Annotated in this window: 19 protein-coding genes; 13 read left to right on the top strand and 6 right to left on the bottom strand. The window is 72.2% G+C overall.

Annotated elements, in window-relative coordinates:
- The first annotated feature begins 26 nt into the window (after positions 1–26).
- From ACBJ32_RS03210 to ACBJ32_RS03200, 3 genes are all read left to right on the top strand, one after another.
- Positions 27–623, top strand: a complete 597-nt coding sequence (locus ACBJ32_RS03210; RefSeq protein WP_375125328.1) for an NUDIX hydrolase — start codon at positions 27–29, stop codon at positions 621–623.
- 315 nt (positions 624–938) lie between these two features.
- Positions 939–1,550: a lysophospholipid acyltransferase family protein gene (locus ACBJ32_RS03205; RefSeq protein ID WP_375125963.1), complete on the top strand. Its 612-nt coding sequence runs from the start codon at positions 939–941 to the stop codon at positions 1,548–1,550.
- Between the two features lie 77 nt (positions 1,551–1,627).
- The gene (locus ACBJ32_RS03200; RefSeq protein ID WP_375125327.1) at positions 1,628–3,202 is read left to right on the top strand and encodes a penicillin-binding transpeptidase domain-containing protein; all 1,575 of its coding nucleotides are present in this window, start codon (positions 1,628–1,630) and stop codon (positions 3,200–3,202) included.
- Here ACBJ32_RS03200 and ACBJ32_RS03195 read toward each other — a convergent pair.
- Both ACBJ32_RS03195 and ACBJ32_RS03190 read right to left on the bottom strand, forming a co-directional pair.
- A complete protein-coding gene (locus ACBJ32_RS03195) occupies positions 3,199–4,059 on the bottom strand; it encodes an alpha/beta fold hydrolase (protein WP_375125326.1) in 861 nt (286 codons plus the stop codon). The two genes, ACBJ32_RS03200 and ACBJ32_RS03195, sit on opposite strands and share 4 nt — an antisense overlap.
- 21 nt (positions 4,060–4,080) lie before the next feature.
- Complete coding sequence (locus tag ACBJ32_RS03190) at positions 4,081–4,728, bottom strand: PadR family transcriptional regulator (RefSeq protein ID WP_375125962.1); 648 nt, start codon at positions 4,726–4,728, stop codon at positions 4,081–4,083.
- A gap of 192 nt (positions 4,729–4,920) precedes the next feature.
- Here ACBJ32_RS03190 and ACBJ32_RS03185 point away from each other — a divergent pair, with 192 nt between their 5' ends.
- Positions 4,921–5,391 carry an OsmC family protein gene (locus tag ACBJ32_RS03185; protein ID WP_375125325.1) on the top strand — a complete coding sequence of 157 codons (471 nt, stop codon included), beginning with the start codon at positions 4,921–4,923 and terminating at the stop codon, positions 5,389–5,391.
- 226 nt (positions 5,392–5,617) lie between these two features.
- Here ACBJ32_RS03185 and ACBJ32_RS03180 read toward each other — a convergent pair whose 3' ends face one another.
- Complete coding sequence (locus ACBJ32_RS03180; protein WP_375125324.1) at positions 5,618–6,361, bottom strand: TetR/AcrR family transcriptional regulator; 744 nt, start codon at positions 6,359–6,361, stop codon at positions 5,618–5,620.
- A 91-nt stretch (positions 6,362–6,452) separates the two neighbouring features.
- Between ACBJ32_RS03180 and ACBJ32_RS03175 the strand changes: the two genes are divergently transcribed.
- The 3 genes from ACBJ32_RS03175 (at position 6,453) to ACBJ32_RS03165 (ending at position 8,705) form a co-directional block, all read left to right on the top strand.
- Positions 6,453–7,199: a siderophore-interacting protein gene (locus ACBJ32_RS03175; RefSeq protein ID WP_375125323.1), complete on the top strand. Its 747-nt coding sequence runs from the start codon at positions 6,453–6,455 to the stop codon at positions 7,197–7,199.
- Positions 7,200–7,263: 64 nt separating this feature from the next.
- Positions 7,264–8,109, top strand: a complete 846-nt coding sequence (locus tag ACBJ32_RS03170; protein ID WP_375125322.1) for a metalloregulator ArsR/SmtB family transcription factor — start codon at positions 7,264–7,266, stop codon at positions 8,107–8,109.
- A complete protein-coding gene (locus tag ACBJ32_RS03165) occupies positions 8,106–8,705 on the top strand; it encodes a dihydrofolate reductase family protein (protein ID WP_375125321.1) in 600 nt (199 codons plus the stop codon). The genes ACBJ32_RS03170 and ACBJ32_RS03165 overlap by 4 nt, the downstream gene beginning before the upstream one ends.
- Before the next feature lie 3 nt (positions 8,706–8,708).
- Here the strand turns inward: ACBJ32_RS03165 and ACBJ32_RS03160 are convergent, their stop codons facing one another.
- Entirely contained in the window at positions 8,709–10,049 is a 1,341-nt protein-coding gene (locus tag ACBJ32_RS03160) for an FAD-binding oxidoreductase (protein ID WP_375125320.1), read from the bottom strand.
- Between the two features lie 211 nt (positions 10,050–10,260).
- Between ACBJ32_RS03160 and ACBJ32_RS03155 the strand changes: the two genes are divergently transcribed.
- Entirely contained in the window at positions 10,261–11,181 is a 921-nt protein-coding gene (locus ACBJ32_RS03155) for an RNA polymerase sigma-70 factor (RefSeq protein ID WP_375125319.1), read from the top strand.
- A gap of 117 nt (positions 11,182–11,298) precedes the next feature.
- Here the strand turns inward: ACBJ32_RS03155 and ACBJ32_RS03150 are convergent, their stop codons facing one another.
- The gene (locus tag ACBJ32_RS03150; protein WP_185105560.1) at positions 11,299–11,580 is read right to left on the bottom strand and encodes a DUF3040 domain-containing protein; all 282 of its coding nucleotides are present in this window, start codon (positions 11,578–11,580) and stop codon (positions 11,299–11,301) included.
- Between the two features lie 132 nt (positions 11,581–11,712).
- Between ACBJ32_RS03150 and ACBJ32_RS03145 the strand changes: the two genes are divergently transcribed.
- The 5 genes from ACBJ32_RS03145 (at position 11,713) to ACBJ32_RS03125 (ending at position 20,004) form a co-directional block, all read left to right on the top strand.
- Positions 11,713–12,744 carry an Rv2578c family radical SAM protein gene (locus tag ACBJ32_RS03145; RefSeq protein WP_375125318.1) on the top strand — a complete coding sequence of 344 codons (1,032 nt, stop codon included), beginning with the start codon at positions 11,713–11,715 and terminating at the stop codon, positions 12,742–12,744.
- A 397-nt stretch (positions 12,745–13,141) separates the two neighbouring features.
- Positions 13,142–15,079, top strand: coding sequence for a GTP-binding protein (locus ACBJ32_RS03140; RefSeq protein WP_375125317.1), 1,938 nt, complete (start codon positions 13,142–13,144; stop codon positions 15,077–15,079).
- A gap of 128 nt (positions 15,080–15,207) precedes the next feature.
- A complete protein-coding gene (locus tag ACBJ32_RS03135; protein ID WP_375125316.1) occupies positions 15,208–15,330 on the top strand; it encodes a hypothetical protein in 123 nt (40 codons plus the stop codon).
- 84 nt (positions 15,331–15,414) lie between these two features.
- Complete coding sequence (locus ACBJ32_RS03130; protein ID WP_375125315.1) at positions 15,415–18,549, top strand: PDZ domain-containing protein; 3,135 nt, start codon at positions 15,415–15,417, stop codon at positions 18,547–18,549.
- A gap of 264 nt (positions 18,550–18,813) precedes the next feature.
- Entirely contained in the window at positions 18,814–20,004 is a 1,191-nt protein-coding gene (locus ACBJ32_RS03125) for a glycosyltransferase family 4 protein (RefSeq protein ID WP_375125314.1), read from the top strand.
- Between the two features lie 42 nt (positions 20,005–20,046).
- Here the strand turns inward: ACBJ32_RS03125 and ACBJ32_RS03120 are convergent, their stop codons facing one another.
- The gene (locus ACBJ32_RS03120; RefSeq protein WP_375125313.1) at positions 20,047–20,967 is read right to left on the bottom strand and encodes a S1C family serine protease; all 921 of its coding nucleotides are present in this window, start codon (positions 20,965–20,967) and stop codon (positions 20,047–20,049) included.
- Positions 20,968–21,006 lie beyond the last annotated feature (39 nt).

Below are 21,006 nucleotides of genomic sequence, written 5' to 3'. Positions count from 1 at the left end.
GCACCACGGCGTGAGATCCTGGAACGATGCTGACGCCGATCGACACGCTGCGCGAGCAGGTCACCGCCCGGCTGGCCGCCTTCGAGCGCAGGCAGGTCCCGCCGGCCGATGGGGTGCGCAGGGCCGGCGTCACCGTGTGCGTGCTGGAGGATGCCGACGGCAGCCCGTACGTGGTCGTGATCAGGCGGGCCGCGCGCGGCCGCAACCCGGGGCAGTGGGCGCTGCCCGGCGGGCGTGCCGACGACGGGGAGCGGCCGGAGGAGGCGGCGCTGCGCGAGCTGGCCGAGGAGACCGGCGTCACGGGGGTCGAGGTGGCCGGGCTGCTCGACGACTTCGTCACCGACTCGGGGTTCGTGATCACGCCGGTGGTGGCGTTCGGCGGCCGTCAGGAGCCGGTGCCGGACCCGCGGGAGGTGGCCTCGGTGCACGCGGTGCCGCTGGAGCGTTTCCTGGCGCCGGGGGTGCCGCGCTGGCGGGGCGAGCTGCTGCAGATGCCGCTGGGGCCGTCCATCGTGATCCACGCGCCGACGGGGGCCATCCTGTGGCAGTTCGCCGAGGTGGCGCTGCGGGGGCGGGAGCAGCGGGTCTTCGACGTGGCGCAGCCGCACTGGACCAGGACATGAGCCGGTAAAGCCGGGCCCATGAGGTAGGCGCGATTACCTTCAGGGGCGGACGGTGTGCTTAACTCAAGATTGCCGATGTGGTTAGTGTCCCCCGGGCCGCAAATTACCGCCTTCACGGAATACCGTTCGGCTGGAGCCGTGTTGTGCACCTCGCCGAGGAGGCGACCGCCACATCGGCCTAACAGCTTTTCCCAGGCGCCCCGCCGCACCGGCGGGGCGCCTGCTCTATGGTGGGGTGGCCGCTGGCCCGATGATCAGGAGAGCTCGTTGCTGTACGAAGTGGTCAAGTTCGCCGCCGCGCCGCTGACGAACGCGATGTGCAGGCCGCACATCTCGGGCGCGGCCCACGTTCCGAGGAGCGGGCCCGCGATCCTGGCCGTCAACCACCTGTCGGTGCTCGACTCGTTCCTGCTCCCGGCGCTGCTGCCCAGGCACGTGACGTTCACCGCCAAGAACGAGTACTTCGACGGCAACCCCGTCTCCGGGTTCTTCATGCGGCTGGGCGGGAGCCTGCCGATCGACCGGGAGAGCGCGCACGCCGCGCAGGCCATGCTCGACGACGCCGCCGCGCTGCTGGAGCGGGGCGAGCTGTTCGGCATCCACCCCGAGGGCACCCGCTCCCCCGACGGCCGCCTCTACCGCGGCAAGATCGGGGTGGCCTGGCTGGCGCTCAAGACCGGCGCCCCGGTGCTGCCGGTGGCGCTGAGCGGCACCGACAAGGTCCTGCCTTACGGGGCGAAGGTGCCCAGGCCGGCACGGATCGGCATCTCCATCGGGGCGCCGATGCGGTTCGAGGGCGACCACGCCAACGCGCGTGACCGGCGGCGGGTGACCGACGAAATCATGGCGGCGATCCAGAAGCTGTCCGGCCAGGAGTACGTGCCGACGTACGCGGCCAGTTACAAGGCTTCGAATGGAATGCCCTGATTCGGACGCTAGGCTCGGACACCTGTCGTCGAGAAGCAGGGGGCTGATCAGTGGCGCGGGGTCGTACGATCGCGATCGTGTCCGGAGCCACCGTGCTCGTGGCGGGGGCCGCGGCCGGTGGCGCGTACTACGTGCTGCACACGAGGGGCACCCCGGCCGAGACCGCGCAGCGTTTCGCCGTGGCGTGGCAGGCCGGTGACAAGACCGCGATGGCGGCCGAGCTGGCCACGCCGAAGCAGCTCACCGCCTACGACCAGCAGCGCACCGCGCTCGCCGTCGAGTCGGCCGCCGTCAAACTGGGCCAGGTCGCCGAGGGCGACGACCGCGCCAGCGTCCCGTACACCGCCACGCTCAACCTGAAGAACATCGGCGCGTGGACCTACCAGGGCAAGATCGACCTGGTGGTGGCCGACCGCACCTGGAAGGTGGACTGGAAGCCCGCGACGCTGCACCCGTCGATGACCGAGGGGGCCGCGTTCTCGCTCAAGACCAAGTGGCCGCAGCGCGCCGAGATCACCGACGCCGACGGCGAGCGCATCGACACCGGCACGGTCGGCGGGTCGGTGCAGCAGCTCGTCGGCTACCTCGACAAGGCCACCAAGAAGGACGTCGCCAAGCTGGGCTCGTCCTACAAGGTCGGGCAGGCCGTCGGCCGCGGCGGGTTGCAGGAGACCTTCCAGGAGCAGCTCGCCGGCACCCCCGCGACCGAGATCAAGCTCGGTGACGAGACGCTGGAGACCATCGAGGGCGCCGAGGGCGAGCCCGTCCAGACCTCGCTCGACCCGCAGACGCAGGCCGCCGCGGTGGCCGCGGTCAAGGACATGAAGAAGCCCACCTCCCTGGTCGCGATCAAGCCTTCCAGCGGCGAGATCCTGGCCGTGGTCAACAACGTGGGCGGGTTCAACCGGGCGCTCGACGGCCGCTACCCGCCCGGCTCGACGTTCAAGGCCGTCACCGCGATCGGGCTGCTGGAGGCCGGGGTTTCGCCGCAGGACACGGTGACCTGCCCGAAGAACGTCAACGTCGGCGGGCTGCCGATCCGCAACTCCGACGAGGAGTCGTTCGGGTCCATCTCGTTCCTCGACTCCTTCGCCCACTCGTGCAACACGACGTTCGCGCCGCTGGCGAAGTCGAAGCTGGGCGCGGACAAGCTGCTGGACGTGGCCGAGGAGGTGGGCTTCAACCAGCCGCTGAACATCGGGGTGCCGGCCACGAAGGCCAGCTTCCCCAGGGCCGAGTCCGACGCCGAGCTGGCCGCCGAGTCGTTCGGCCAGGCCAGGATCACGGCCAGCCCGCTGTCGATGGCCTCGGTGGCCGCGGCCATCGCCGACGGCACGTGGCGCCCGCCGACGCTGGTGCCGTCGATCAAGCAGAAGGCCGAGGAGCGGGAGCTGCCCGACGGGGTGAAGTCCGCGCTGCACACGATGATGGCGGCCGTGGTGACCAAGGGCACCGCCAAGTCGGCGGGGCTGCCGTCGGGCACCCACGGCAAGACCGGCACGGCCGAGTACGGCACGGGCGAGAAGCTGAACTCCCACGCCTGGTTCATGGGCTTCAAGGGGGACGTCGCGTTCGCCGTGGTCGTCGAGGGCGGAGGCGGCGGCGGCGCGGTGGCCGCCCCCGTCGCGGCCACGTTCCTCAAGAACCTCTAGCCCTTCAGGAAACGGCGGATCTCCTCGGCCACCCGCTCGGGGCGCCCGCGCTGGGCGGCGTTCTGCGTGGCGCCGTGGTCGAGGCCCTCCATGACCACGCGCCGGGCCCGCGGCATGGCGCGCTCCAGCTCGACGAGCGCGGTCCTGAGGTAGTCCCGGCTCCTGGTGCCGCCGAGCAGCAGCGTCTCCACCTCGACCGACCGGTACGCCGCGAAGTCCCCGGAGGCCTCGACCACGAGCTGGATGTCCTGGCGCTGGGTCGGGGCCAGCTCCCTGAACGTCGGCTCCTGCCCCGCCGCCCCGTCCTGGCTCTTCAGCATCAGGCCCGTCACCCACTCCTGCACGCGGCGGGGCAGCGCGTTGAACAGCGGCGGGCCGAGCCGGGCGGCCCGCATGCCGGTGACGAGCGCCGCGGGGATCCTGCCCTCGGCGATCTCGCGGTCGAAGCGCTCCAGGCTGCCGCGCACGTCAGCGGCGTCGAGGCCCAGCGGGGGCTCGAAGAGCACGGCCTTGCGCAGGGCCGCCGGCCGGGTGAGCGCGGTGTGCAGGGTGATGACCGCGCCCGAGCTGACGCCGACGGCGTACCGGGCGCCGGTGGCCCGCAGCACCGCGTCGAGGTCTTCGACCTCGCGCGCGAGCCCGTAATCCGCGCCTGCGGGGCCGCTGCCGCCCCGGCCCCGGCGGTCGGGCAGGTAGCAGGTGAAGTCGCCGGCCAAGGCGCCGGCCAGCTCGATCTGGCTGTGCCAGGTCTGCATGGCGCCGTGCACGATCACCAAGCCGGGCCCCTGCCCGGCCTCGCGGTAGCTGATCGTGGTGCCGTCGGCGGACGTCACGGTGCCGGTGGTGGTCGTGGTCATGATGGCTCCCCTTCTGGCCGGTCAGCCGGCCGGGCGGCCCCTGTTCGCGAGGTCCGCCACGTCGGGCGACATCTCGCCCGTGCGGTGATGTGCCTGCCATTCCGCCAGGCCGGGGAACGTGCCCCCGTCCAGCTCCGCCAGCAGCGATCGCACCCAGCCGGCCTGGGCCCGCCGCATCGCCAGCGCGTACTCCGACTCGACGAGGAACAGCCGGGGCAGCGCGGCCCGCTCCTCCTCCAGCGCCGCCCGGCCGGCCTCGATCTGCTCCTCCAGCAGCTCCAGCCGCCGTCGCAGCAGCGGCGCGACCTCGTCGGGACCGAGGCCGGCCATGACCGACAGGCCCGCCTCGAACGCCGACGGCTCCCGGCGCGGCTCGCACAGCAGCTCCCTGGTCCAGTCGTCGGCCTCCCGGCGGCCCGCGCCGGTGATGCGGTAGACGGTGCGCTCGGGGCGGGCGCCCTGGCGGCCGCTCTCCACCGCCTCCAGCAGGCCGTGTTTCTCCAGGTTGCGCACGACGGTGTAGAGGGACCCCCATTTGATCGGCATGTCCTGGTCCTTGCCGCGGGAGCGCAGGACGGAGGCCATCTCGTACGGGTGCATCGGGCGCTGGACGACGACGGTGAGCACGGCCAGCGCCAGCAGGTTGCTCACGGGACGCCGTCGGGCCATCGCCACCCACCGCCTTCTCCACGCTTACTCGTAGGCGAGTATACGCAGACGAGTATTCGCCCACAAGCGCCATTCCGAGTCCCTGCGGGTGGTCGCGACAGCCACTTCCGGGCGGGTTCGATAGCGTTCGAACGGAAGGACCGGCGGGGCCCACCCCGCCGGTGGAGCCACGGACAGCGAGGACGGCCACCGATGAGCCGCGAGCACCACTACCAGACCGTCGTGACCTGGACCGGGAACAAGGGCACCGGCACCAGCGGCTACCGCGACTTCGGGCGCGAGCACGAGCTGTCCGCCGAGGGCCCGCCGGTCATCGGCGGCAGCTCCGATCCCGCCTTCCGCGGCGACCCGGCGCGCTGGAACCCCGAGCAGCTCCTGGTCGGCTCCCTGGCGCAGTGTCACATGCTGTGGTACCTGCACAAGTGCGCCGTGGCCGGCGTGGTCGTCACCGAGTACACCGACACCGCGACCGGCACGATGGCCGAGACGGCGGACGGCGGTCACTTCACCGAGGTGGTGCTGCACCCGTCGGTCACCGTGGCCGCGCAGGAGATGGCCGAGACCGCCCTGGCCCTGCACGCCGACGCCCACAAGTCGTGCTTCATCGCCGGCTCGGTCAACTTCCCGGTCCGCCACGAGCCGACCGTCCGCGTGGCCGGCTGACCACAAGCCCCACCGCATGGCCGGCTGACCTCAAGACGCTCCGCACGGTCGGCTGACCTCAAGACGCTCCGCACGGTCGGCTGACCTCAAGACGCTCCGCACGGTCGGCTGACCTCAAGAACCGCCGCGCGTCGGGTGATCTCAAGACCCGCCGCGCACCCAAACTCGGCCTCGGCACTCGCCGCGGGGCCGGCTGGTCACGACACCCGCCGCCCGGCCGCCGGCCTCATGACCGGCCGGGCGCGGCCTTGGCCGCGGTCTCGGTCTCGTAGTCAAGGCCGAGCTTGGGCGCGATCTCGCGTAGACACTCCTCGAACACCGGCTCCATGTCCGAGTAGACGAAGTCGAGCTGGTTCAGCACCTCCATGCAGAGCAGGCCGTACAGCCTGATCCAGCACGACATGAACACGTGGATCGCCTCCACGGGCAGCCCCACGCCGGTGGAGTCCGCGTACGCCCGCAACTGCTCCCTGATGGAGGCGGGCAGCTCCTCGGGAGCGGGCACCGGGAAGCGCCGGCTCTTCCACAGCTCGGCGATCTCCTCCAGGAAGACCTGCTCGAAGTCGCGCCCGGCCAGCTCGCGCGGCGAGTCCGGGCGCCGCTCGGCCGTGATCGGGCTGGCGAACACCCAGCCGAACTCCGCCCGGTGCGACACGGCCCAGCGCCGCATCGCCCGGCAGGCCGCCAGCAGCCGCGCGCCGTGCTCCCCCGGCGGGCAGGCGTCGCGGGCCGTCTCCATGGCCTCCGTCAGCTCGCGGAAGAAGTCGGCCGTCACCGCCCCGACCAGCTCGTCATGCCCGGCGAAGTAGTGGTAGAGCGCCGGGCCGCTCATGCCCATCTCCCTGGCCACGGCGTTGATCGTGACGGCCTGGGACCCCTGCTCGATCAGCAGCCTGCGCGCCGCCGCGCGGATCTCCGCCAGCGTCGCCTGCCGTACCCGTTCGCGCCTGCTGACGCCCTGTGCGGCCATCCGCTCACCCCTCCTTGGCTCCGTTGACATCCTAGGGCATCTATGTTTCCTTAATGGCTCTAAGCAAATTTACCCTTCATAAGGAGACGTCATGGCGCCCAATCCCCTGGCGAGCGCCTTCGCCAAGTACGTCATGGAGGCCCGGGTCACCGAGACCGGCCTGGTCACGCCCACCATGCGGCGCATCCGCCTGGCGACGCGGACGCCCATCGCGTACCCGTACCGGCCGGGTCAGCACATCCGCGTCCAGATCAACGACCCGCTGTCCGTCTACGGGATCCTGCGTCCGGCGGAGACGCTGCGGACGTACACGATCTGGGAGCTCGACCCGGACCGGCGGGCGCTGGAGCTGCGCGCGCACCTGTACGGCGGCGACGGCATCGGGCTGCGCTGGGCGCAGGAGGCGGCGCCGGGGGACACGGTGACGTTCTGGTGGCCGCAGGGCGATTTCTTCACCCGTGACGACGCGCCGTTCCACCTGCTCGCCGGGGACGAGACGGCGAGCGTGGCGTTCGGCCCGATGTTGCGCGCGCTCGGGGAGGGCGCGCGGGTGCACGGGGTGCTGGAGAGCGAGTCCGCCGAGCACGACCCGCCCATGCCGGGCCCGCACGAGCTGCGCCGCGTGCACCGCCGGGGCGCGCCGGCCGCGTCCTCGAAGACGCTGCTCGCCGCGGTGGCCGGCCTGGAGCTGCCCGGCAACACCGGCGCCGCCTACCTGGCGGGAGAGGCGCGCACGTGCCAGATGATCCGCGACTATCTCGTCCGCGAGCGCAACTGGCCCCGCAAGGCCATCAAGGTCAAGCCGTTCTGGACGCCGGGCAAGCGCGGCCTGCACTGAACCCGTGAAACCGACCGAACTTATTCCTTGACACGAATATTCTCTATGAAGAATACTTCTTCCCATGGAGGCACTCCTCACCGCACTGGCCGACCCGGCCCGCTGGCGGCTCGTGAGCCTGCTGGCCGAGCGGCCCCGCCCGGTCGGCGTGCTCGCCCAGCTCGCCGGGGCGCGCCAGCCGCAGACGACCAAGCACCTGCAGGCCCTGGAGCGCGCCGGTCTCGTCATCTCCCAGCGCACCGGCCAGCGCCGCATCTACGCGCTCAGGTCCGCCGCCCTGCGTGACCTGGCGGCGGAGCTCAACCGGCTCGCCGACCTCGCCGAGCAGCCTGGCGGCCCGCGCGAGGCGTTCGACCGCCACGGGCTCAGCCTCGACGCCGCACGGCTGGAGGCGCGGGAGCCGGGGTGGGCCGACGGCCGGTCGTTCAGGTTCCAGCGGTCGCTGGCGGCAGACCCGGGGCTGGCCTGGCGCCATCTGACCGAGACCTCGCTGCTCGCCCGCTGGTGGACGCCCGACGGCCTGCGCGTCTCCGAGCTCGTGTTCGAGGCGAGGCCGGGCGGGCGGATCGTCCACGAGTACCGCGACGCCGAGGACGCCGACGGCTCCGACGTGGTCGCCGGGCGCGCGGAAGGAGTCGTCGACGACGTACGCCCCCGCGAGCGCCTGTCCTACCGGCTCTCCCCGCAGCTTCCCGGCGGCGGGCTCGCCTTCACCGCCCACGTCGACTACGTCCTGCGGCCCACCGGCGCCGGCACCGACCTCGACGTCGGCTTCCGGGTCACCGGCAGCACCGTCGGCTCCGCCGACTTCATCGCAGGCATCGAGCTCGGCTTCGGCCAGAGCCTCGACAAGCTCGTGGCCACCCTCGCCACGGCCTCCACCCCCACCGACATGAGGAGCACGACATGACGCAGCAGACCGGCCGCAGGGTCGTCACCAACATGAGCCTCTCCCTGGACGGCCACTACGCCCGGCCGGACGACCCGCTGGACATGGGCTGGGTGATGCCGTACGCGGTCACCGACGTCGCCCGCGACCACCTGGCCAGCCTCTGGGAGCCCGCGACGACGGCGCTGCTCGGGCGGGTGAACGCCGAGGGGTTCCTCGGTTTCTGGCCCACCGTGATCGGCATGGAGGGCGCCGACCCGCGTGACGAGGGGTTCGCGAAGTGGCTCGTGGACGCCGACAAGGTGGTGCTCTCCTCCACCCTCCGCGAGGCGCCCTGGGAGCGCACGACGATCGCCGACAGGCCGGCGGCCGACGTGGTCGAGGACCTCAAGGCGGCCGAGGGCGGCGACATCCTCGTGCTCTCCAGCGCGAGCGTCATCAAGGCGCTGCTGGCCGCCGACAAGGTCGACCGGCTGGCGATCACGATCTTCCCGGTCTTCCTCGGCGGCGGGCCGCGGCTGTTCGACGACGGCCTGCCCGCGGGCCGGTGGGCGCTGGCCAGGCAGTCCGCGGGCGAGCACGGCACGCTGTCCCTCGTCTACGACCGGGTCCGCTGAGCCCTACCGAGGCCGGACGTTGTGGTTGCGCGCGAACAGGTTGCCGGGGTCGTACCGGCGCTTGACCGCCGCGAGCCGCCGGTAGGTCTGCGGGGGGTAGATCGCGGCGACGTCCTCCTCGGTGGCGGAGGCGAGGAAGTTCGCGTACGCGCCCTCGACGTGGGGCGCCAGCCTGTCCCAGATCGCGTCCAGGGCCGGCCGGGCGGCTTCGAGGGCCGGCGCCGGCCCCACGGCGGTGGTCACGACCATCAGCTCCGCCCTGCGGTGCGCGTAGGCGGTGGCGTCGCCGGGAACCCGGGACACCGCGCCGCCCACACTGCGGACGGAGATGAGCGGCGCTCCCTGCGCCGCCCTGGCCTCCGCCAGGACGGCCAGGACCGCGGGCACCGACTCCTCGCCGGCGAACGCGCTCCGGGTCGCGAACCGGATGCCCGGCGGCGGGGTCACCCCCTCCACGAGCGTGTCGGCGTACGGGATCGGCGCGACGTCGTCGTCGATCACCGTGCCGAGGCGGCGGATCGGGTCGATGGCTCGGGCGGCGAGCTCCGGGTCGTCGCCGTCGAAGGTGACGAGGATCTCGACCGGCCCCTCCGGACCGCCGGCGAAGGGGTTGGCGACGTTCGCGATGGAGGTGAGCTCCTCGGGCGCGGTGCGCAGGTGGTCCGCCCAGCCCTGGAGCACGGTGGCCGCCTCCTGCGGCGGGAAGGTGATCCTGCCGTGGAAGACGTCCGTCGTCGGATGCGCCGCGAACTCGAAGGCGGTCACGATCCCGAAGTTGCCGCCGCCGCCGCGAATCGCCCAGAACAGCTCCGGGTCCTCCCCGGCGCTCGCCCGCACGACCTCGCCGCCGGCCGTGACCAGCTCCGCGGCGACCAGATTGTCCAGGGCCAGGCCGTGCTTGCGCACCTTCCAGCCGATGCCGCCGCTCAACGTCAGCCCGCCGACGCCCACGCTCCCCGTGTCACCCGAGGAGATCGCCAGGCCGTGCGGGGCGAGGGCGGTCGCGACCTCGCCCCAGGTGGCGCCGCCGCCGATCCTGACGAGGTGACGCTCCTTGTCGACGACCTCCACGTTCGCGAGCCTGCCGAGGTCGATCACGACGCCGCCGTCGTTGGTGCCGAACCCGGCGAAGCCGTGGCCGCCGCCCCGTACGGACAGCACCAGCCGCGCGGCGGCGGCGAACCTGACCGCCGCCCGCACGTCGGCGACGCTCTCGGGCCGCAGCACGTAGGCCGGGCTGCCCGAGGCCACGACCGAACGGGCGGCCGAGTCGTAGTCCGCTCCACCCGGCTCGATGACGGTGCCGCCGAAGTCGCGGCGGAGGATCTCAAGCGCTGAACTCATCACGTTCCCCATCTCGACGTGCCCGGCCGGTGCCGGACGACCACGAGATGCCGGCGAGCCCGCCCTTGTGACAGCGCGGAGCACGTGACGTGGGCCACATACAGACGGATCGCCGCTCGGGCACCATGGGCGAGCCGCCGGCGCGCTGTCACAAAACGGCGCGACCCGGCATCTGGTGGACGTGACAGTCGACAATGAACAGGAGCCGTCCATGGCCGACACGCCGGAGCCCGCCCCCGGAGATCACGCGGGGGGCACGGGCCACCCGGACCCCGCCACCGAGGCGTTCGTCACCCACCGCAACCTGCTGTTCACCGTCGCCTACGAGATGCTCGGCTCGGCAGCCGACGCCGAGGACGTGCTGCAGGAGACCTGGCTGCGGTGGACGGGCGTCGAGCTCGGCGAGGTGCGGGACCAGCGGGCGTACCTGGTGCGGATCACCACCCGGCAGGCCCTGGGCCGGCTGCGGGCGCTCGGCCGGCGCAAGGAGTCCTACGTGGGCCCCTGGCTGCCGGAGCCGCTGCTGACCTCCCCGGACGTGGCCGAGGACGTCGAGCTGGCGGAGAGCGTGTCGATGGCGATGCTGCTGGTGCTGGAGACGCTCACGCCGACCGAGCGGGCGGTGTTCGTGCTGCGCGAGGTGTTCGGCCTGGACTACAGCGAGATCGCCGAGGCCGTGGACAAGAGCCAGGCCGCCGTCCGGCAGATCGCCCACCGGGCGCGGGCCCACGTCGCGGCGCGCCGGCCGCGCGAGGCGGTCTCCCCCGCCGAGTCGCGCGACGCGCTGGCGGCGTTCCAGCGGGCGGTCCAGACGGGCGACCTGCAGAGCCTGCTCGACATCCTCGCGCCGGACGTCGTCCTGCTGACCGACGGCGGCGGGGTCAAGCAGGCCGCCCTGGCGCCCATCGTGGGGGCCGGCAACGTGGCGGCCGTGCTGGGCAGGATCGGCGGCTCGGCGCCGCTGCTGCCGGCGCAGGTCAACGGCTGCCCGGCGCTGATCGTCCGGCTCGACGGCGAGATCGACACCGTCATGGCGGTGCACCTCGACGGGGGGCTCATCACCGGGCTGTACGCCGTGCGCAATCCCGAGAAGCTGTCGCACATGGAACGGGAGACCACCCTGCGCCGCTGATCCCGGTGCCCGCCGCGCCCCACGCGCGCAGCCGTCCGGCCGGCCTCGCGGACGACATGAAGCAACCCTGCGCACAGCCGGAAGCAGTGGCGCAGGGTCGGGAGTGCGTACGAGGTGTCAGAAGGCCACGGCCAGGGCCATCGCGGCGGCGGCCTCGTGGCGGAGGAGCATGATCAGGAGCGTGGCGACCAAGGTGGCGATGAGAAGCCAGCTGATCAGGATGATGACCGTCGTGCGGCGCGGCCGGCGCCGGGGCACGCGCTCCCCGCTCGACTTCGCCTCGCTGCGACGAACCCGTTCGTTGAACGACTCGAGCCGGGCGACGAGTCGCGGGTCGTCATCGACGAGGTGCTGCTCGATCTGGGCCAGCATCCGCTCCTCGTCCTGCGACCAGGCCATAGGCACCTCCCGCACGCAAGCTCTACGGCATCTTCCTGCCCAACCATGAAGATCATTAGCCCCCGCCTGACCACTAAATTGCCACCTCTTTTCGCTTTGCGATCAAGCTCGAACGACTGTTCTAATCATGCCATGCGCTGGGACAACCTCCGCCTGACCGCGCCAGGGCGGGCCGATCCGACCGAGCCGCTCTTCGCCCGCGGCGCGGTCACCCGCACGTTCGACACGCCCGAGTTCAAGGGGATGACCTTCTACGAGATCCGGGCCAGATCCATCATCAACCGGGTCCCCGGCGCCAGCCGAGTCCCGTTCGACTTCACGATCAACCCCTACCGGGGCTGCGGCCACCGCTGCGTTTACTGTTTCGCCAGAAAAACACACGAATATCTGGACCTGGATGCCGGCGCGGACTTCGACTCCAAGATCGTCGTCAAGGTCAACGCCGCCGAGCTGGCCCGCAAGGAGCTCGCCTCGCCCCGCTGGGGCGGCCACCACGTGGCCATGGGCACGAACGTCGACTGCTACCAGCGCGCGGAGGGCCGCTACAAGCTGATGCGCGGCATCCTGGCCGCGCTGCGCGACGCCGCCAACCCGTTCTCCGTCCTCACCAAGGGCACCCTGATCCTGCGCGACCTCGACCTGCTCACCGAGGCCGCCGACGTGACGGACGTCGGCGCCAACGTCTCGGTGGGTTTCGTGGACGAGGAGCTGTGGCGCGCCGTCGAGCCCGGCACGCCCAACCCGCGCCGCCGCCTGGAGACGTGCGCGACCCTCAACGACAACGGCATCGCCTGCGGCGTCCTGATGGCGCCCATCCTCCCCTACCTCACCGACTCCCCCGAGCAGCTCGACCGCACGGTCAAGCAGATCGCCGAATCGCGCGCCACCCACATCTCCCCCATCGTGCTGCATCTGCGGCCGGGAGCCCGGGAGTGGTGGCTGAGGTGGCTGTCGCGCGAGCACCCGCGCCTGGTGCCGCGCTACCTGGAGCTGTACGGGCGGGGGGCGTACGCGCCGAAGTCGTACCAGCAGCGGGTGACCGCCCTGGTCAAGGAGCTCGCCGAACGCCACGGAGTCGGCCGCGCCACCCCGGCCATGGCCCGCCGCATCCCACCCCGCCGCCCGTCACCACCGCCCCGGCCCGAGCAACTCCGCCTCCTCTGACGCGCTGAGGTGTTCCGTCCGGGGTGCTGTTGCGCGGCGGGTGACTCGCCGTCCTGGTGCGCTCCGGGCTGGAGCGGCGCGTGGCTCCAGCAGGAGCCGGCCGGCGCACGGGCCCGACGTCGCGAACGCCACCGCGCCTGGCAGCGGGCGCACCGCCCACCAGGCGGGCGCGGCGCCACGCCGCCGGCACCCGAGGAGGTCGGCACCAGGTGAGGCCGACGCCAGGCGGGCGCGTGCGGTCCGCGGCACCCTGCTGAGCGGAAATTCGCTGGCGGGGCCGCGACGGCGGTGGCAGGATGGCCGGGCATTCGCCGGACCACGATCAAGGAGCTTGGGATGCGGCGCCGCCCCGGAATCTCCCAGCACAGCATCGGCACGAGAGTTTCCCGAGGGCTCCTTGATCAAGCACGTCCTGAACATCGGCATCCTCGCGCACGTAGACGCGGGAAAGACCAGCCTCACTGAGCGGCTCCTGTTCGAGACCGGCGTCATCGACCGGCTCGGCAGCGTGGACGAGGGCAGCACCCAGACCGACAGCGGCGAGATCGAACGCCGCCGCGGCATCACCATCCGGGCCGCCGTGGCCTCCTTCGTCCTGGGCGACCTGCGGGTCAACCTGGTGGACACACCCGGCCACGCCGACTTCGTGGCCGAGGTCGAGCGCGCGCTCGGCGTGCTGGACGGTGCCGTGCTGGTGCTGTCGGCCGTCGAAGGGGTGCAGCCGCACACCCGGGTCCTGATGAGGACCCTGCGCAAGTTGCGCCTGCCCACCCTGCTGTTCGTCAACAAGATCGATCGAGCGGGGGCACGGGAGCAAGGGCTGCTCGCCGACATCCGGCGCCGGCTCTCCGCCTCGTGCGTCCCGCTCAACACCGTCGACGGCATCGGCACCCCGGCCGCCGTCACCCGGCCCGTCGCCGGGCCGTACGAGGCCGCCGAGGTGCTGGCCGAGCGGGACGACGAGCTGCTGGAGCTGCTCGTCGACGGCAAGACACCCGATCAGGGGACGGTACGCGCGACGCTGGCGCGGCAGTGCGGCGACGGTGTGGCGTATCCGGTGCTGTTCGGCTCGGCGATCACCGGCCGGGGGCTGCCCGAGCTGCTCGACGGCATCTCCGAGTTCTTCCCCGCCGTGCCGCGGGTCGCGGAGGAGGGCACGGCGACGGGCACGGTGTTCGCGATCGAGCGGGCCGCCTCCGGGGAGAAGGTGGCCTACGTGCGGATTCGGTCCGGGGTCCTGCGGGTGCGGGAACCGCTGATCTTCTATCGCGGGCAGGGACGGAGCGGCGATGACGGTCTCCGCCCGACCGGCAGCGCCGGCACGCGCACGCACAGCGGCGGGCAGGTGGATGCCGGCCATGGGTACGAGGCCCGGCTGACCGCGCTGGCCGTCACCGGCGCTCCCGGCGAGAGCCAGGCCGTGGCCGGTGACATCGTCAGGGTGTGGGGCGTGCCGGAGATCCGGGTCGGCGATCATCTCGGCGCGCCGGGGCCGGCGGGCCAGGCGCACTTCACCCCGCCCAGCCTCGAGACCGTGGTCCGCCCCCGCGTCCCCGGCCAGGAGCCCCGCCTGCACGCCGCGCTCCTCGCGCTGGCCGAGCAGGACCCGCTGATCGGCACCCGTACGCTGGCCGGCGGCCACACCTCGGTCCTGCTCTACGGCGAGGTGCAGAAGGAGGTCATCGGCGAGACCCTGGCCAGGGACTTCGGCGTGGAGGCCGACTTCGAGCCGAGCCGTCCGGTGTACTTCGAACGCCCGGCGGGCACCGGCGAGGCGGTCGAGGAGATCCAGCGCCAGGGCCGCAACGACTTCATGGCCACCGTCGGGCTGCGCGTCGAGCCCGCCCCCAGGGGATCCGGGGTCCGTTACCGGCTGGAGGTCGATCTCGGGTCGTTGCCGCCGGCCTTCCACCGGGCGATCGAGGAGAGCGTGCGCCTGGCCCTGCGCGAGGGGCCGCACGGCTGGCCGGTGACCGACGTTCTGGTGACGCTGACCAGGACCGGTTACTCCTCGCCCGTCACCGTGGCGGCCGACTTCCGCGGGCGTGCGCAGGTCGTGCTGGCGCGGGCGCTGCGCCGGGCGGGCACGGTCGTGTACGAGCCGTGCCACCGCTTCGAGGCGGAGGTGCCGCTGGAGGCGTTCGGCCCGGTCACGGCGCAGCTGGCCGGACTGGGCGGGGAGCTGCGCGAGGCGCGCAGGCATGGAGAGGGCTGGGTGCTGGAGGGCGAGATCCCGGCGGCGGTGGTGCACGAGGTCGAGCGGCGCCTGCCCGGGCTGTCGCACGGCGAGGGTGTGTGGTGGTCGGAGCCGGCGGGCGACCGGCGACTCAGGTAACCGGCACGAGCCGACCGCCAGGCCGGCGGCCCGGCTTGGCGGTATGTCGGGTTTCGGCGCTAGATGGGTATTAAGTGGCTTGGTGTACCAATCAGGTGCATCTCGTCCGTTACAGGGGGGAATCTCCGATGGCTGACACGAAGAAGAAACCCACGTCCAAGTCCGGCAAGTCCAAGAAGCAGGCCATCAAGAACAGCAGGCAGGCCAAGGAGACGAAGCGGGAGAGCCGGAAGACCACCGACGAAGGCTGAGGCATCGGCCGCCCGACGGTGATGTGATCGGACGGCCGCGGCCCGCCAAGTGCCCCGGCTGTCCGATCGACCAGTGGAGCTGCCATGTCGGCATACCTGCGCTTCCCCGCCGTCTTCCAGGACGTGGTGGTCTTCGCCGCCGAGGACGACCTGTGGATGGTCTCCGCCCGCGGCGGCCGGGCCTTCCGGCTGACCGCCGGGCAGGCCGAGGCCGGTTATCCACGCATCTCCCCGCGTGGCGACCAACTCGCGTTCGTCGGGCGCGAGGAGGGCCCGGAAGAGGTGTACGTGATGCCGTCCGGCGGCGGCGCGGCCCGCAGGGTGACCTTCCACGGCGCCCGCTGCACGGTGACCGGGTGGGACCCGGAGGGCCGCATCCTGTACGCCAGCGACCAGTCCCAGCCGTTCGAGGGCCGCAAGTGGCTGCACCGGGTGGCGCCCGGCGGGGTGCCGGAGCGGCTGCCGTACGGGCCGGCGAACTCGATCGCGTACGGACCGGAGAACATGATCGTGCTGGGCCGCAACACCGCCGACCCGGCGCGGTGGAAGCGTTACCGCGGCGGCACCGTCGGCGACCTGTGGGTCGACCCGAGCGGCGACGGCGAGTTCAGGCGGCTGATCAGGCTGCCCGGCAACCTGGCCTCGCCGTGCTGGAGCGGCGACCGGGTGTGCTTCATCTCCGACCACGAGGGCGTCGGCAACGTCTACTCGTGCACCCCTGACGGCCAGGACCTGCGCAAGCACACCCACCACGACGACTACTACGCGCGCAACCTGTCCGGCGACGGCCACCGGCTGGTCTACCACGCGGGCGCGGACCTCTACCTGCTGGAGCCGGGCGAGCGGCCGCACCGGCTGGAGGTGCACCTGGCCAGCTCCAGGACGCAGCGCAACCGCAGGTTCGTCGAGGCCGCCGACTACCTCGACAGCGCCACGCTCAGCCCCGACGGCAGCGCGCTGGCGATCACGGCGCGCGGCAAGGCGTACGCGATGGCGAACTGGGAGGGGCCGGTACGGCAGCACGGCTCCCCCGACGGCGTCCGCTACCGCTTCCTGACCTGGCTGAACGACGGCGTACGGCTCATCGCGGCCGCCAGCGACGACGGCGACGAGGAGAAGCTGGTCGTGCTGGAGGGCGGCGAGGGCGGCCCCGGCACGGAGGTGGCCCGGCTGGGCCGGATCAACGAGCTGGTGCCCGACCCCGCCCACGACCGGGTCGCGGTCGTCAACCACCGCCACGAGCTGCACCTGCTCGACCTGGAGTCCGGGCGCTCGGAGCTGGTGGAGGCGAACCCGCACGGGCCGCCCGAGGATCCCGCCTGGTCGCACGACGGCCTGTGGCTGGCGTACGCGAGCCCGCTCAACGCCCAGACCACCGCGATCAAGCTGCACCATCCGGAGACGGGCCGGACGGCGCAGGCCAGCGAGCCGGTACTGAAGGACTCGATGCCGGCCTTCGACCCCCTCGGCAGGTACCTGTACTTCATCGGCCAGCGCGCCTTCTCCCCCGTCTACGACCAGCTCCAGTTCGACCTGGGTTTCCCGCTGGGCACGCGCCCGTACGCGGTGGCGCTGCGCGCGGACGTGCCGGACCCGTTCGTGCCCCGGCCGCGCCCGCTGGAGGAGAAGGACGACGACGAGGACGACGGGGATGACGAGGACGACCAGCCGCTGCGCGTGGACGTGGACGGCCTGGTGCGCAGGGTCACCGCGTTCCCGCTGCCGGAGGGCCGCTACGAGCGGGTGGCGGGGCTGAAGGGCAAGGCGCTGATCCTGACCAGCCCGCTGCACGGGGACGACACGCTGCACCTGTTCGACTTCGCCAAGGGCGAGAGCGAGACGTTCGCCGACGGGGTGAGCGGGTTCGAGCTGGGACGCGACCACAGGACGCTGCTGTACCGGGCGGGCGGCCGGCTGCGCGTGGTGAAGGCGGGCGAGGTGCCGGGCGACGAGGAGGCGCCCGGGCGGCAGAGCGGCTGGGTCGACCTGTCGCGCATCAAGGTGTCGGTCTGCCCGGAGGCCGAGTGGCGGCAGATGTTCAAGGAGGCGTGGCGGCTGCAGCGGGAGAACTTCTGGACCGAGGACATGGCGGGCGTCGACTGGCCGGCCGTGTACGACCGGTACCGGCCGCTGGTGGAGCGGGTGACGACCCGGGGCGAGTTCTCCGACCTGCTGTGGGAGCTGCACGGCGAGCTGGCCACCAGCCACGCCTACGAGAGCGGCGGCGAGTACCGCCCCGGCCCGGACTACAGCCAGGGCAAGCTGGGCGTGGACTGGCGGCTGCGCGACGGCGTCTACCACATCGCCGCCGTCGTGACGGGCGACCCGTGGGACCCGCAGGCCACCTCGCCGCTCAACCGGGTGGGGCTGGACGTGCGTACGGGCGACGCCGTGCTCGCCATCAACGGCGCGCCCATCGGGGCGGCGACGGCCACCCCGAACGAGCGTCTGGTCAACCAGGCCGGCGAGGAGGTCGAGCTGACGCTGCGGCGCGAGGAGCGCGTCTTCACCGTCACCGTGCGGGCCCTGGCCGACGAGCAGCCCGCCCGCTACCGCGACTGGGTGAACCTCAACCGCGCCCAGTGCCACCAGCGCTCCGGCGGCCGGATCGGCTACCTGCACGTGCCGGACATGGGGCCCGACGGGTTCGGGGAGTTCCACCGGGGGTTCCTGGCCGAGTACGACCGGCACGCGCTCATCGTGGACGTGCGCTTCAACGGCGGCGGGCACGTGTCGTCGCTGCTGCTGCAGAAGCTGGCCAGGCGGCGGCTCGGCTACGACTACCCGCGGTGGGGCGATCCTGAGCCGTACCCGCCGGAGTCGCCGCGCGGCCCGCTGGTGGCGATCACGAACGAGTGGGCGGGCTCCGACGGCGACATCTTCAGCCACACCTTCAAGCTGCTGAAGCTGGGCCCGCTGGTCGGTCGGCGCACGTGGGGCGGCGTGATCGGCATCTGGCCGCGGCACACGCTGGCCGACGGGACGGTGACCACGCAGCCGGAGTTCTCCTTCGCCTTCGACGACGTGTTCGACGACGGGGGCTGGCAGGTGGAGAACTACGGCACCGATCCCGACATCGAGGTGGACATCACCCCGCAGGATTACGCCAGAGGCGTGGACACGCAGCTGGAGCGGGCCATCGACGTCGCGCTGGAGCTGCTGGCCGAGCAGCCGCCGCACACTCCCGATCCCCGGCACAGGCCGCGCATGCAACCTTAATGACCTTTATGGCGTCTAAAGATCATAGGTGGGGAAAGTGCATCGGGGATGAACAGAGTGCACTCCGCCGACGGAGAGATGATCGGCCGGTGGTGAGGCAACCGTTCTCACCACCGGCCACGTGTGTTGAGACTGCTTCCGCGACTAAGGGGGATCTGTCAGGTGCGCGCACTGGCACGCAAGGGCAAATCGGCGATGCGACGGCTCTATCGGGGATACAACCGGCGCAAGGCGAGCAGCGCGCCACCGCCCTCGACTCAGCGGGTGAGCATCCTGCTGCTGCACGCCCACGGGATGGGCGGAACGATCAGGACCGTGTTCAACCTGGCCAGTTACCTGGCCGAGCAGCACGACGTGGAGATCGTCAGCATCTTGAAGGAGGCGGAGGAGCCGTTCTTCCCCATCGATCCGCGCGTGAGGTTCCGCTTCCTGGACGACCGGCTCAACCCGGGCCACGACCCCGTACGCGCGATGTTGTCGAAGATGCCGAGCAAGCTCATCCCGAAGGAGGAGTCGGCCTACCACCGCTTCAACCTCTGGACCGACCTCAAGCTGGCCCGCTTCATCCGCTCGCTCGACACCGGCGTGCTGATGGCCACCCGGCCGGGGCTCAACCTCGCGATGGCCCAGTTAGCACCGCCCGGCGTGATCACGATCGGGCAGGAGCACGTGGCCCTGCGCACGCAGCCGGAGCCCGTCCAGGAGCTGATCAAGTGGCGTTACCGCCGCCTCGACGCGCTGGTCACGCTCACCAAGGCCGACCTGCGCGACTACCGCGAGACGCTGCCGAAGAAGCCGCGCAAGCTGGCGCGCATCCCCAACGCCGTGCCGCCGATGTCGGGCGACGTGTCCAAGCTCGACACCAAGGTGGCCGTGGCGGTCGGCAGGATGACCCGGATCAAGGGCTTCCACCGGCTGATCACCGCCTGGGAGACGGTCGCCGCCGCGCACCCCGACTGGAAGCTGCGCATCTTCGGGGCCGGGCCGCAGGAGGGCAATCTCCGCCAGCAGATCGCGGAGGCGGGCCTGGAGGGCAAGGTCGAGCTGCCGGGACCCACCGCCGACGTGGGCGCGGAGCTGGAGAAGGCGTCGATCTACGTGCTCAGCTCGCGGCACGAGGGCTTCCCCATGACGATCCTGGAGGCCATGGCCAAGGGGCTGGCCATCGTCAGCTTCAACAGCCCGCACGGGCCCAAGGAGATGATCACGCACGAGGTGGACGGGCTGCTGGTCAAGCCGCGGACCAACGCCAACCTCGCCGAGTCGATCATCCGGGTCATCGAGGACGAGCCGCTGCGCCGCGGCCTGGCCGCGCGGGCGCTGGAGACGGCCCGCACGTACGACGTGGACGTCATCGGGCAGCAGTGGGACGCGCTGCTGGCCGACCTGCTGGCCCGCCGCGACGCCAGGTCCCGCCCGGCCGACGCGACCGAGCTCCCGCCCCCGTGCCCCTGATCACGGGCCCACGCCCCTGCACGTGCGGGCGGGCGGGGGTCGTCACACGCCCGTGCCGGTGAGCTCCACCGGCTCGGCGATGACGTCCACGAGCGCGCCGTTGCGGTGGACGGTGATGGGCAGCGGCCGCCCGATCGCCTCGGCGAACATCAGCCGCTGCAGGCTCTGCGCGTCGGCCACCGGGTTGCGGCCGGCGCTGAGCACCAGGTCGCCGGCGCGCAGCCCGGCCCGGTGCGCGGGCGATCCGGGGACCACCTCGACCACGCGCATCGCCCCGCTCTGCCCGGTGTGCCGCCGCAGTTCCTCGGGCAGCGGCGCCGGCGAGGTCACCAGCCCGAGGAACGCCCGCCGGACCCGGCCGTCCCTGATCAGGGCCGCGATGATGGAGCGGGTCGTGCCGTTCATCGGCACGGCCAGCCCCACCCCGATCCCCGCCACCGCCGTGCTGATCCCGACCACCCGCGCCCGGGAGTCGGCCAGCGCCCCGCCGGAGTTGCCGGGGTTGAGCGCGGCGTCGGTCTGGATGACGTCCTCGATCAGCCGCATGCTGGAGCCGCTGCGCGCGGGCAGCGACCGCCCGAGCCCGGACACCACTCCGGCCGTGACCGACCCGGTCAGCCCGAGCGGGTTGCCCACGGCCACGACGAGCTGCCCGACCACGAGGCCGTCGCTGTCGCCCAGCTCGGCGGGCGGCGGCGTGGCCGCCCGCGCCCTGATCACGGCCAGGTCCGACAGCGGGTCCCGCCCGATCACCTGGAACTCGCCGGAGGACCCGTCGGCGAACGCCACGGTGCCCGACCGGGCGGAGCCGACCACGTGCGCGTTCGTCAGCAGGAACCTGTCTGCGGTGAACACCACCGCGGACCCGCTGCCCTGGCGGGTCCGCACGCTCGCCACCTTCGGCAGCAGCTCGGCCGCCACGGACGACACGACCTGGGAGTAGGCGTCGAGGGGGTCCGCCATGGAGTCCTCCAGATGATTACTTGCTTACACAGTAACTCC

Origin of the sequence: Nonomuraea sp. GTA35 (genome assembly GCF_041950525.1) — a bacterium.
Taxonomy (GTDB): Bacteria; Actinomycetota; Actinomycetes; order Streptosporangiales; family Streptosporangiaceae; genus Nonomuraea.
Note: the sequence above shows the minus strand (reverse complement) of the source record. Positions and strands in the feature narration are given on the sequence as shown.